Genomic DNA, 12,675 nt, shown 5'->3' on the forward strand with positions numbered 1-12,675 from the left:
GGCCCCCCCCCCCCCCCCCCCGCCCCCCCCCCCCCCCCCCCCCCCCCCCCGCCCCCCCCCCCCCCCCCCCCCCCCGGCGGGGGGGGGGGCCGGGGCGCCCCCGAGCCGAGATCACGAGGCGGACGTCGCGGCTTCGGGCCGGACCGGCGGCTGACCGCCGCCTCCCGCCGCCTGGCCGCCCTGCTGGGCGACGGCCGCGAAGTCCTTCGCCCGGATGAGGACCAGGGCGAGCACGCCGCCGGCGAGAGCGAGGATCCCGGCGGTGACGAACAGGTCGTTGAGGGCCCCGGCGAAGCTGGCGTGGATGGCCTCGACCAGGTCCCCGCGGACCGCGGCGGGCGCGGCGGCGATGACCTGGCCCGCGGCGCCGGAGTGGACCGCGTCGGAGATCCGGTCGCCCTGCCCGGCGAGGCCCGGCACGCCGTCGAGGTGCCGGCTGAGGTCGTGCGCCAGCACGGCGGTGAAGATCGAGCCGTAGGCCGCGACGCCGACGGCGATCCCGACCTGGCGGAACGTGGTGTTCACCCCGGAGGCCATGCCCGAGCGGAACGGGTGCACGACGCCGACCGCGGTCGAGGCCAGCGGCGGGTTCACCAGGCCGGAGCCGGCGCCGGCGACGAGGAACCCCGCGATCAGGTGCGTCCAGCTGCTGTGCGCCGACAGCCCCGACATCAACAGCAGCCCGGTGCCGACGAGGAGCAGACCGAGGCCGATCAGCCAGCGCACCGGCAGGAACGCCGACGCCCGCCCCGACGCGATGGAGACGACCGTGGCGGCGCTGGAGAGGATCAGCAGCCGTACGCCGGTCTGCAGCGCCGAGTAGCCCAGGTCGTCCTGCAGGTAGACCGTCAGGTAGAGCAGCATCGCGTACAGCGAGCCGTTCATCGCGAAGGCCGCGACCGAGCCGCCGAGGAACGTCGGGATGCGCAGCAGCGACAGGTCGAACATCGGATGCGCCACCCGCGCCTCGACGACGACGAACGCCGCGAGGAACACCACGGCCAGGGCGAGGCAGACGACCACCCCGGTGTCGCTCCAGCTGGTCTCGCTGGCCCGGATCAGCCCGTAGACGAGCGAGACCAGCCCGGCCGTGAGGGTGCCGAAACCGGCCCAGTCCGGCCGGTGCGCGTGCGGGGCGCGCGACTCGTCGACCTTCGCCAGGGTGACCGCGACCGCCGCGACGCCGATCGGCAGGTTCACCCAGAAGATGCCGCGCCAGCTGATGCCGCTGGTGATGAGGCCGCCGAGGATGGGCCCGAGCGCGGTCGACACGCCGGTCACCGCGCCCCAGACACCGAACGCGACCCCGCGCTCCCTGCCGTGGAAGTTCATCGCGAGCAGCGCGAGCGACGTCGAGAACAGGATCGCGCCGCCGACCCCCTGCAGCGCCCGCGAGATGATGAGCATGAGTGGGCTCGTCGCCACGGCGCACAGCAGCGACCCGGCGGTGAAGATCACCAGGCCGATCAGGAACAGCTTGCGCCGGCCGAACCGGTCGGCCAGCGACCCGGCCGTCAGCAGCAGCGCGGCCAGGGTCAGCGAGTAGGCGTCGATGACCCACTGCACGTCGCTGAAGCTGGTCTTCAAGGCTCGCTGGATGTCAGGCAGCGCCACCACGACGATCGTGATGTCCAGCAGCAACATGAACGTCGCCGCGCAGACCACCACCAGCGTCCACCACTTGCGTTCCATCGACCACTCCCCTGGGCGAGTGCCGCGGGCGTCGTCGGCGACGTGTTTCGCGGCGGTGCGCACCAGTCTGCCGACAGCCGCCGAGGATTCCCCGCCCTCGGCGCGAGGATGTAGATTTCCGTCCATGGTGGTGACCCAGGCGCCGGAAAGCGTCACGCCGAGCCTCGACGCTGTGGTGATGGACTCCGACGACCAGCGGGTCGTGCGGGCCCTGCAGGTGGCGCCGCGGGCCAGCTTCGCGCGGCTCGGGTCCATCCTCGGGCTGCCCGAGCGGACCGTCGCCCGCCGCTACCGCGCGCTGCGCCGGGACGGCTTCCTGCGGATCTTCGCCACGGTCAACCCCAGGGTGGCCGGGCAGCACCCGTGGATGGTCCGGGTGCGGTGCCGGCCCGACAGCGCGGAGGCACTCGCCACCGCGCTCGCGCGCCGGGACGACGTCCGCTGGCTGTCGCTGGCGGCGGCCGGGTCCGAGCTGGTCTTCTCGATGCGGTCGCTGTCGGCCGAGCAGCGCGAGACGCTGCTGACCCGCCGGCTGCCGCGCACCGCGCATGTCCTCGACATCGATGCCGCCGTGGTGCTGCACATCTTCATCGGAGATCGCTCCGACGACTGGGACGGCCTCGCCGGCTGTGTGACCGCCGAGGAGGCCGCCGCGCTCACGGCCAGCTCCGAGCTGCCGGCGGGCCGCGAGGTGGCGGCGCCGGTCCGCCTCGAACCGACCGACCTGGCGATCATCGCGGCGCTCGCCCGGGACGGGCGGGCGAGCTACGCCGAGCTCGCCACCGCCGCCGGGATCACCGAGGGACGGGTCACCCGCCGGCTGGCCACGCTGCTGGCCACCAACACGGTCTTCATCGACATGGACCTGGCCCTGCGCAGGTTCGGCTACACCGCCGCAGCCCACGTCTACCTGCGGGTCACGCCGTCCGTGCTGCACCAGACCGGTCAGACACTCGCGGCTCTTCCGGAGGTCTGTTTCGCGGCGGCCACCTCCGGGCCGCACAACCTGGTCGCCACGGTCCTGTGCCACGACCTGGCCGAGCTGTACACCTTCACCACCAGCCGGATCGGCGCGCTGGACGGCGTGCAGACGTGCGAGATCTCGCCGGTCCTGCGCAACGTCAAGCAGGCCGGCGGGCTGGCCGACGAGGACGGCCGCCTGCTCGACCCGGCCTGACCCGCTGTTCGGGCTGCCAGGGTGTTCCGGCTGGCAGGGCGTTCGGGCTGGGAAAGCGTTCGGGGCTGAGAGAAAAAGGAGTTTCTCCCAGCCCCGAAACCGGTGGTCCCGGCGGTGGCTAGCTCAGCGGCTTGCCACACCAGAACCCGTCTGAGCTGCCGGCGGGCGGCGCGACCGGCTCGAACCTGGTCCCCGTCGCGTTGGCCTTCACGAAGTTGAAGCACGTCGCCGCGGCCGTCGGGTTGCTCAGGTCCGTGGGAGCGATCAGGCCGCCGGCCGAGTAGTCGGTGACCTTGTGCAGGCCGGAGATGAAGCCCTCCCGGGTCGGGCAGGCACCGGCGAGGTCGAGGCCCTTGAGCATCTCGTCGGTCGAGACGTAGGCCGAGAGCGCGGCCTCCGTGTTCGGGTCCTGAAGCTCGGGGGAGTAGGTCGCCATCGCGCTGTGGAAGGCCGTCATCGCGGGTGAGGCCTGCTCGAACGAGGTGTACCCGACGATCACCGACATGCCGGCGAGGGCCGCGCCCCGCTGGTTGAGCAGGTTCTGCTCGTAGCCGGCGGCGCTCAGGGCGACCTTGATCTTGACCCCGGCCGTCTTGGCCGCGGCATAGATGTCGGCGAAGTCGGCCGGCTTCAGCACGCCGATGAGGGTGTCGGCGCCGGCGTGGCGCAGCGCGTCGACGACGTGCGTGGGGGTGACGGAGCCGGCGGTGTAGTTCTCCTGGCCGGCGACCTGCACGCCCTGGCTGGTCAGGCTGGAGCCGAAGGCGCCGGCCAGGCCGGCCACCGCCGGTTGCGTCGGATCGACGACGACGAGGGCCTTGGTTCCGCCGCCGGCCCGCACGTACCGGCCGAAGGTGTCGACGTTGACGTTCAGGCCGGTGTACAGGGAGCCGAACGAGAACATGTTCGGGTGCGTGCCGGCGCCGATGGCGACCCCGGCGACCGGGATTCCGCCGTCCTGCAGCCAGGTCGCGGTCGGTCCGGCGGCGATCGACTCGACGATGAGGCCGAAGACCTTCTGGTTGTCGACCAGGTCCTGCGCCGCGGTGCGGAACAGCCCGGGGTCGGACTGGTCGTCGCGCCAGACGATCTGGACCGTCCGGCCGTGCACACCCCCGGCCGCGTTCTGCGCGTCGACGCGCGCCTGCACCGCGCTGCGGATGTCCCGGAAGCTGTCGGCGATCTGGCCGCCGGTGTCCGGGTAGATGAGACCGATCTTGATCGTGTCGCCGGACACGCCCGGTGACGGACAGCTGCCGCTGGCGGCGGTCGCCGGGTCCTGGGCCGAGCCGCAGCTGGCGAGCGCGGCCGGCAGTGTCGCGAGCACGGCGGCCGCTGTCGCGGCCGCGGCGATCCGGCCGCGCCGGCGGCCGGCGGGCGCAGCGTGGCCTCGCCCGGCGGGGTTCGACACAGAACGTGATTCTTTCGTGATCATTGGGTTTCACGCTATCGCGTGCCGATTTCCCAGTTCTGAACGGGGGATTGCGGTTCGGTCGGTCGCTGGCGGTGCCTCGACGGGGTCGGCGAGGCCACTTCGGGCTAACGGTGTGTCACTATTTGCCACGGATCACTCTGTATGCGCCATACATATCGCGCCGGGTGGAACGACTGCTGCTGTGCGCGAGGGAGGCGGCCCTGTCGAGCCGGTTTCGCGGGACCGGCCGAAGGCGGCCGCTCCACGGAGTTCGTGAAATCAGCCACCCTGGGTGACTAACCTCACGCCCGCCGGAGAGCTGGGGCGGCAGCTCAGGAGGCGGTGGCGTCCGCGGTGACGAGGTCCCAGGCCTTCACGAGGGCCTTCTCGAAGGTCTCGCGGGGCTGTGCTCCGGACACCGCGTACCGGGACTGGACCAGGAAGTACGGGACGCCGGTGACGCCCAGCTCGACGGCGCGCGCCTCGTCGGCGCGGACCTGCCCGGCGAACTCGTCGCCCGCCGCGACCGCGCGCAGCCGGGCGCGGTCCAGGCCGAGGACGGCCACGGCGTCTGCGAGCTCGTCGGGGTCGGCCAGGTTCGCGCCCTTGGTGAAGTAGGCGGCGAACAGCTCCTCGGCGGCCGCGGCCTGCAGGTCCTCGGTGGCCGCGTACTGCAGGACACGGTGCGCGGCGAAGGTGCTGGTCGGCTTGATCGCGTCGAAGTCCAGGGTCAGGCCGACGGTCGCGGCCATCGCGGCGACCCGCTCGTTCATCGCGACGGCCTGTTCCCTGGTGACGCCGTACTTCGCCGCGAGCAGCTCGTAGATGCCGGTCGCCGGGACGCTCGGCGCGTGCGGGTCGAGCTCGAAGCTGTGCCAGCGCACGTCGACCTCGTCGGCATGCTCGAAGGTCGCCAGGGCACCTTCGAAGGAACGCTTCCCGATGTAGCAGAACGGGCAGGCGACGTCCGACCAGATGTCGATCTGCAGCATGGCTTCCTCGGTCCTCCTGCGCGGTGCGCCACTGAGAGCAAGGCGCTACTGAAAGCGGGGCGGCTGGCCGGTGGCTTCCAGCACCGACATCCACAGGTCACCCGACGGGTCGACCTGGTTGCGGTGGCTGATCGCCAGCGGGATCGGGATGTGGATGAACCGGCGCCGCCAGCGGCCCACGACCATCTCGGTGCGACCGGCCATCGCCGCGTGCACGGCGGCGTGCGCCAGCCGGATGCAGTAGACGCTGTCGTACGGGTTCGCCGGCACGCTGCGAATGACGTAGCTCGGGTCGATGTACTTCAGGTTGATCTCGACGCCGGCGCCGGCGAAGTAGTCGACGATCCGGCCGCTGAGGAACTGGCCGACGTCCGACAGCCGCCGGTTGCCGGAGGCGTCGGTGCCGGTCCCGAGGCCGTTGCTCTGCGCGTCGAACAGCTCCTGACCGGCGCCCTCGGCGGCGACCACGACCGCGTGGCCGGTCTCCTCGATCCGGCGGCGCAGGTAGCGCAGCAGCCCGTTCTCGCCGTCGAGCGCGAAGGGCACCTCGGGAATGAGCACCACGTCCGCGTCGGACTTGGCCAGCGACGCATAGCAGGCGATGAAGCCGGAATGCCGTCCCATCAGCCGGACGAGCCCGAGCCCGCCGGGCGCTGACGTCGCCTCCGCGTGCGCGGCGGCGATCGACTCGCTCGCCTTCGCGAAGGCGGTCTGGAAACCGAAGCTCTGGTCGATGAACGGAATGTCGTTGTCGATGGTCTTCGGTATCCCGACGACGGCGATCTTCTCGCCCCGCTCGGTGGCGACCCGGGCGATCTCACCGGCGCCGCGCAGCGTCCCGTCACCGCCGATGACGAACAGAATGCTGATGTTCATGCGGGAGAGGCAGTCGACGATCTCCTCCGGGTCCTGCTGGCCCCGGGACGTGCCGAGAATCGTGCCGCCGTCCTCGCCGATCGTCGCGACCCGCTCCGCCGTCAGGTCGACGACGTCATGGCCGTAGCGCGCGATGAATCCCTGGTAGCCGTTGCGGAAGCCGAAAATGCGGGTGACGCCGTAGTGCGTGGTGAGCTCGGTCACCAGGCCGCGGATGACGTTGTTCAGACCGGGGCACAGGCCACCGCAGGTGACGATGCCGACCCTGGTCTTCGCCGGGTCGAAGTAGATCTTCCGGCGCGGCCCGGCCGCCTCGAAGCTTGGTAGCTCGGCCAGTGGCACGTTGCGCGACGAGACCATCGCCAGCGTGTCGTCGAGCAGGACCTTGTCGGCCTCGTCGATGTAGTGCTCGGTGGTCGGCCGCTCGCCCAGCAGGGGCAGCAGGGGCGAGGTCACCCGGCTGGGCCCGAGGCTACGGACCGCCAGCGTCGAATGGTCGACGATCAGTGGTTCGCCCAGCGTAGCCACCGTGCCCTGATCCTCTCCCTGCCTGCGAGTTCCTGCCTGCGTCGAGCCCCGAGATCCTGCCCTTCCAGGACTTTCTGCGAGCCTACAGGCGCCCGAGCCCGACGCCGGGCCGTGTTCGGCTCAGCGCAGCCCGGAGCGGACGAAGGCGTCGATGACCTGGCGCTGCAGCACGACGTACAGCGCGAAGATCGGCAGACAGGCCAGCCCGGAGGCGGCCATGATGGCGCCCCAGTCGTTGCCCTCCTGGGTGAGGTAGCCGCGGATGCCGAGCTGGATCACCGAGTTCGCCCGCTGCAGCACCAGTGCCGGCCAGAAGTACTCGTTCCAGGCGGTGATGAACAGCAGGATCGCCAGCGACGCGAGCACCGGGCGCAGGTTCGGCACGACGACCGTCCACAGCGTCGACCAGGAGCGCCGGCCGTCGATCTTCGCCGCGTCCAGCAGCTCCCGGGGGAAGGCCTGCATGTGCTGGCGCAGCATGAGCACGGCCAGCGCCGAGCACAGCGTCGGGACGACCACGCCGGCCAGGCTGTTGAGCAGGCCCAGCTTGTTGAGCACCAGGTAGTTGGAGATCATCGTGACCTGGAACGGGACGAGCCAGGTCACCACGAACAGCAGGAACAGCACGTTCTTGCCGCGGAAGTCCCAGGCCGCGAACGCGTAGGCGGCGAGCAGGCAGACCAGCAGCTGCCCGACCGTCGACGCCGCCGCGATCACGAGGGTGTTGGCGAGCAGCACCGGCACGTCGAGCGAGTGCAGGACGTAGTGGTAGTTGCGCAGCGAGAGCGGCCACGGCAGCGGGTTCTGGCTCAGGATGTCGCCGGGCCGGCGCAGCGACCCGGCGTACATCCAGTAGATCGGGATGATGCTGAGCAGGCTCAGCACGGCCATCACCGCGTGCCGCCCGGCCGCGCCGGCCCAGGCCAGCCGCGCCTTCGGCGGGCCGGCCGACTGGACGCTCATCTGGTGCTCCTTAGTTGTCGTGGAAGCTGAACCGGTCGGCGAGCGCGACGAGCGCGGCCGCGATGAGGCCGAACACCAGGAAGAAGACGATCCCGGCTGCCGACGCGAGACCGGCGTCGAAGTTGCGGAAGCCGAGCTCCCAGAGCAGGTAGTAGACGTTCGACGAGCTGTCGCCCGGACCGCCCTGGGTGAGCGAGTCCAGCAGCGGGAAGGTCCACTGCCCGGACAGCAGCACCGTCATCAGCACGAGGAACAGCAGGGTCGAGCGCAGCAGCGGCAGCGTCACCCAGCGCAGGATCTGCCAGCCGGTGGCGCCGTCGATCGCGGCGGCCTCGCCGTAGTCGGCGCTGATGCCGGTCAGGCCGGCCGAGACGACGAGCGTCGCGAAGCCGCACATCGACCACGCGGTGATCGCCAGGATCGCCGGCAGCGCCGTCCCCTCGGTGCGCAGCCAGTTGTGCGGGGCGACGCCGAACCAGCCGAGTGCCTGGTTGGACAGGCCGGTCGGGTCGAGCAGCCAGTTCCACACGGCCGCGGCCGCGACCGGCGCGACCAGCATCGGCAGGAAGACGATCGCCCGGTACACGTTGCGGCTGCGCCCGCCGAGCCGGCGGGTGACCAGCGCGATGACCGTCGGCAGCGCGACCGAGAACGGCAGCAGGCCGAGGATGTAGTAGACGGTGTTCAGCGTCGCCCGGCGCAGGCCCGGCTGGGTGAAGACCTCGGCGTACTTGTGGAACCCGACGTACGTCATGGGCGACGTCGGCAGCAGGTTCCAGTCGTAGAAGGACAGCTGTACGGCCTCGACCAGCGGCTTGTACGTCCACAGCACCAGGCAGGCCACGGCCGGCAGCAGGTACAGGTACGGCGGGGCGGCGGCGAGCAGCCGCCGGGCCAGCGCGGGCCGGGCCGCCACCGGCTGGCAGACAGCGGTGACGGGCCGACCCGCGCCGGCGAGCGCCGCCGGGGCGGCGAGCTCGACGAACATCGGTACCTACGCCTTCGTGAGCTTGTCGAGGTCCTCGTGGGTCAGCTCGGCCTCGGGGTCGAACTCGTCGGCGTACTTCGCCAGCATGTCGGGGGTCAGCTCGTAGATCGAGTCGCCGACCGTCGTCGGGATGACGGTGGCGACGGCCTGGTCGGCGTAGACGTCGATCCGGGTGAACACGCCCCCGGTGACACCCGCGTAGCCGCCGGCCGGGCCGAGCGCGCGGGCCGCGTAGGCGGTCGCGCCCGCGACCCAGACCGGCACGCCGCCGAGGATCCCGACCGAGCCGTGGTGCGCGTGCCCGGCGAGCACGATCCTCACGTCGGTGCCGGCGATCACCTGGCCGAGGCGCTCCGGCGCCTCCAGGACCATGGTGTTGAGCATCCCGATCGGCGACGGCACCGGCGGGTGGTGCAGCGCGAGGATCGTGCCGGCCGGCGCCGGGGTGGCGAGCTCGGCGGCCAGCCAGGCCAGCTGCTCGTCGGACAGCACGCCGAGGACCTCGCCCGGCTCGGTCGAGTCGAGCGCGATGATCCGCAGGTCGCCGGACCAGAACACGTAGTCGTAGGGCTCGGTCGTCGGCTCGGCGCCGAGCAGGCCCTCCCGGAACGGGCCGCGGCTGTCGTGGTTGCCCATCATGTACAGCACCGGCAGGCCGAGCGCTCCGGCCCGCTGCTCCACGTAGGCGCGCAGCCGCCGGTAGGAGGCCAGGTCGCCGGCGTCGGCGAGGTCGCCGGACAGCACCAGCGCCGCCACGTCGATGCCGGACTCCTCGATCTGGTCGAACGCGGCCCCGACGTTGGCGAGGGTGTCGAGCGTGCCGTGGTACAGCTCGCCCTCGGGCACGATGTGGGTGTCGGAGAGCTGGATGACGGTGTGCGTCGGGGTCGGGGGGTCGGTCAGAAAGCGCACGGAGAGCTCCCGGTGATGGGTCGGGCGGGTGTCGTCGTCAGGCTGGGTCGTCGTCGGGCCGTGCGTTGGTCGCGGCGTCGCCGTTGGTCGCGGTGTCGCCGTCGGTCGCGGGCGGGCTGTCGGTCACCAGCAGGGCCTCGGTGAGCGCGTCGAGCGCCTCGTCGGTGGCCCCGTGGGCGAGCAGGTAGCCACGAGCCGAGCCGTGGCTGGCCCGGACCCGCGCGAGCGCCGTCAGGATCAGCTCCGGCGGGGAGCTCATCAGGTCGCTGGGCAGGTTGTCCGGGTCGCCACCGGCAGCCGAGGCCGAGAGGCGGCGGATCGCGGCCTGCGCCTCGTCGCCGAGCAGCTCGGCCGTCAGCGCGTAGTCGCGCGCGATGACCTCGTCCGGGACGCCGAGCAGGTCCAGCACCAGCATGATCGTCAGCCCGGTCCGGTCCTTCCCGGCCGAGCAGTGCACGATCGCGGGCAGCGCGCCGGGCTCGGCGAGCGCGAGCACCGCGGCCGTGAGCCGGTCGCCCTTGCCGTCGAGGATGAAGTCGTAGATCGACGCCAGCGTCATCCCGGCCCCGGCCGCCTGGGCCGCGCGCGCCCCCTCGGCCGCCGCGGCGCCCGACCCGGGTGCATTGTCGGTGCCCGATCTGGCGGCAGTGTCGGTCCCCGATCTGGCGGCAGTGTCGGTCCCCGATCTGGCGGCGTCGTCGCCGGAGGTGGCCGAGACGATCGTCGGCAGGCTGGACCTCCCGGTGCCGTCGGAGAAGATCGGGATCCACCTGGTGGTGATCGGCAGCCGGCCGAGGGCATCCGGCTCGTGCGTGGCCTCCTGCGCCTCACGCAGGTCAACGACGGTGCGGACCCCAAGCTGCGCGAACACCGCGCGGGCCTGGTCGCCGAGGCCGTGCATCGCCGCCGAGCGCAGCAGGGTGCGGCGCCGGACCCGGCGGCCGTCGGCGGCGCGGTAGTCGCCGACGTCCCGCAGGTTGAGCGAGCCGGCCAACCGCAGCACGCGGTCGGCGTCCGCGGCGGTGTCGGGGCCGGGGCCGGGGGTTTCCGGGCCGGGGGTTTCCAGGCCGGGAGAGTCCAGGCCGGGAGTGTCTTCCAGGTCGAGTGTCATGGTCCTCAGGGTTTCAAGTCCTGGCGGCGCGCGCTGCCGCACGGTCGACAAGCGCGCGCCGCACATCGGACGATCGGGTCAGGAGGCTGGCAACAGCTTGTCGCCCTGCTTGGCGGCGTCGGCGAGCGTCGTCTTCGGGTCCTTGCCCTGGTAGATGGCGCTCTCGGCGGCGGACATCATCAGGTCGGTGATCTGCTGGTAGCCGTTGCCGGGGAAGGACACCCACGGCTTCAGCCGGGTCAGCTGGTCGAGGTTCGGCCTGATCAGCGGGTGCTGGTCCGCCCACGGCTTCAGGAAGGCGGGGTCGTCGACCAGGCTGGTCCGCAGCGGCAGGTAGCCGATCTTCGAGGAGATCTCGGTGTAGGCGTGGTCGCTGGTCAGGAACTTGATCAGGTCCCAGCCTGCGCGCTGCTTGGCCGGGTCGTTGGAGAAGATCGACAGGCCCGAGCCGGAGTTGGTCGGGACGGCCGGTGTGGTGCCGAAGCCCGGCTCGGCGGCGGCGGTCAGGTCCCAGTGGCCCGCCTGCGCTCCGGCGATGAAGGCGCCCTGCAGGGCGGACGTCTCCAGCATCATGCCGAGGTCACCCTTGGTGAAGGCGTCCATGGCCTGGGCCTGGGAGAAGTTCGGGGTCGCGCCGGACTTGTACAGGTCCGCGGCCATCGAGACGGCGCCGACGGCGGCCGGCTGGTCGAAGGTCAGCGACTTGCGGTCGGCGGAGATGACCTGGCCGCCGTTGGAGCGCACCAGGCTCTGGAAGCACCAGTCACCGGAGCCCTTGGTGGTGCAGTCCAGGTAGACGCCGTCCTTGCCGGCCTTCTGCTTGATCGCCAGGGCGTCGGTCCTGACCTCGTCCCAGGTGGTCGGCGGCTTCGTCGGGTCGAGCCCGGCGGCCTTGAACAGCGAGGCGTTGATCCACAGCACCGGCGTGGAGAACACGTACGGCATCGTGTAGGTGTGCCCGTTGAGGTCGCCCAGGGTGGTGGCCGCCGGGGCGAAGGGGTGGGTGCCGGCGAAGTTGGCCTTGACGGCGTCGGTGCCGACGAGACTGTCCAGCGGCTTCGCGGCCAGCGCCGTCGCGGCGAAGTCGAGCGCGTTGAAGGTGATCTGGGCGACGTCCGGCGGGTTGCCGGCCAGGGCCTCGGTCTTGATGCTGCCGACGAAGTCACCGGCGGTGGCGCTCGTCGGCGGCTGGGCCTTGACGGTGATGTTCGGGTACTGCTTCTCGAAGTCCGCGATGAGGCCCTCGATGACCGGCTTCCAGGTGCCGGTGTTCGCCAGGTTGTAGCTCTCGAACGTGATCGAGACCTTCTGGTCGGCCGTCAGCTCGGGAATGGTGGCGCCGGCGCTGGAGGTCGCGCCGGCGGCGGTGCCGGTCGTGGTCGTGCCGCCGGTGGCGCAGGCGGCCGCGAGACAGGACAGCAGCGCGAGGCCGGCGGCCGCGCGGGCGAGGCGTGGACGTGCCACGTCAGGGCTCCTTTGTGTTCGCGAGACGAGGTGTTCGCGAGACGGCGTGTCCGCGAGAGCGGGATCCGCGTGCCCGCCTTGGGGCGGGCACGCCTCAGAACGGCGTCGCCCGGGTGTGGGCGGCCGTGGGGTGGCGTGCTCAGGTGCTGGGGGCCAGGTGCTGGGGGCCAGGTGCTGGGCGGTCAGGCGGGGGAGGCGGTCAGCTCGACCGGGCGGGACGGGCTCGGGATCGCGGCGCCAGGCGTCCAGGCGAGCCGGCGCCCGGACTCCCGGCCGAAGAGGTGGACGTGCTCGGGCGTCGTCGTCAGGGCGACCGGGGTGCCGATGGCCAGGCCGAGCGGGCGCGGCCCGCGCACGGCGACGGCGACCGGCCGGCCGGTCCCGGCGTCGGCGGTGCCGAGCGACACCCAGCCGACCTCCTCGCTGCCGAGGTTCTCCAGGCCGGTCACGGTCCCGGTCAGCCGGGCCCCGCCGGGCCCGGCCGGGGCGCCGGCCCGGGCCCCCCCCCCGGGCGCCCGCCGGCTGGCGCGGGGGGGCTCGACCCGGGCCGGGGGCCCC

General features: G+C 72.1%; 11 protein-coding genes. 1 reads left to right on the forward strand and 10 read right to left on the reverse strand.

The annotated features are described in order from the left end of the window. Positions 1-111: 111 nt before the first annotated feature. Positions 112-1,692, reverse strand: coding sequence for an MFS transporter (locus I6A60_RS38895; RefSeq protein ID WP_203021958.1), 1,581 nt, complete (start codon positions 1,690-1,692; stop codon positions 112-114). Between the two features lie 124 nt (positions 1,693-1,816). On the opposite strand from I6A60_RS38895, the gene I6A60_RS38900 reads away from it, so the two are divergent. Then, positions 1,817-2,869 (forward strand): Lrp/AsnC family transcriptional regulator, encoded by a 1,053-nt coding sequence (locus I6A60_RS38900; RefSeq protein WP_203021959.1) that lies wholly within the window; start codon positions 1,817-1,819, stop codon positions 2,867-2,869. Positions 2,870-2,987: 118 nt separating this feature from the next. Here I6A60_RS38900 and I6A60_RS38905 read toward each other — a convergent pair whose 3' ends face one another. The 9 genes from I6A60_RS38905 to I6A60_RS38945 form a co-directional block, all read right to left on the reverse strand. After that, entirely contained in the window at positions 2,988-4,280 is a 1,293-nt protein-coding gene (locus I6A60_RS38905) for an ABC transporter substrate-binding protein (RefSeq protein WP_307874095.1), read from the reverse strand. Positions 4,281-4,615: 335 nt separating this feature from the next. Continuing rightward, positions 4,616-5,275, reverse strand: coding sequence for a DsbA family oxidoreductase (locus tag I6A60_RS38910; protein ID WP_203021960.1), 660 nt, complete (start codon positions 5,273-5,275; stop codon positions 4,616-4,618). Between the two features lie 45 nt (positions 5,276-5,320). Next, entirely contained in the window at positions 5,321-6,670 is a 1,350-nt protein-coding gene (locus I6A60_RS38915; RefSeq protein ID WP_203021966.1) for an ATP-dependent 6-phosphofructokinase, read from the reverse strand. A 129-nt stretch (positions 6,671-6,799) separates the two neighbouring features. Then, a complete protein-coding gene (locus I6A60_RS38920) occupies positions 6,800-7,642 on the reverse strand; it encodes a carbohydrate ABC transporter permease (RefSeq protein WP_203021961.1) in 843 nt (280 codons plus the stop codon). Positions 7,643-7,652: 10 nt separating this feature from the next. After that, entirely contained in the window at positions 7,653-8,630 is a 978-nt protein-coding gene (locus I6A60_RS38925) for a carbohydrate ABC transporter permease (protein WP_203055847.1), read from the reverse strand. Between the two features lie 6 nt (positions 8,631-8,636). After that, positions 8,637-9,542 carry a metallophosphoesterase gene (locus I6A60_RS38930; RefSeq protein WP_203021962.1) on the reverse strand — a complete coding sequence of 302 codons (906 nt, stop codon included), beginning with the start codon at positions 9,540-9,542 and terminating at the stop codon, positions 8,637-8,639. A gap of 37 nt (positions 9,543-9,579) precedes the next feature. Then, positions 9,580-10,653 (reverse strand): tyrosine-protein phosphatase, encoded by a 1,074-nt coding sequence (locus tag I6A60_RS38935; RefSeq protein WP_203021963.1) that lies wholly within the window; start codon positions 10,651-10,653, stop codon positions 9,580-9,582. A gap of 78 nt (positions 10,654-10,731) precedes the next feature. Then, on the reverse strand, positions 10,732-12,117 hold the full coding sequence (locus I6A60_RS38940; protein ID WP_203021964.1) for an ABC transporter substrate-binding protein: 1,386 nt from the start codon (positions 12,115-12,117) through the stop codon (positions 10,732-10,734). A gap of 182 nt (positions 12,118-12,299) precedes the next feature. Next, a partial coding sequence (locus tag I6A60_RS38945; protein WP_238437159.1) for a TOBE domain-containing protein occupies positions 12,300-12,675 on the reverse strand: 376 nt, incomplete at its 5' end.

The sequence above is a fragment of the Frankia sp. AgB1.9 genome (genome assembly GCF_016786355.1).
Taxonomy (GTDB): Bacteria; Actinomycetota; Actinomycetes; order Frankiales; family Frankiaceae; genus Pseudofrankia.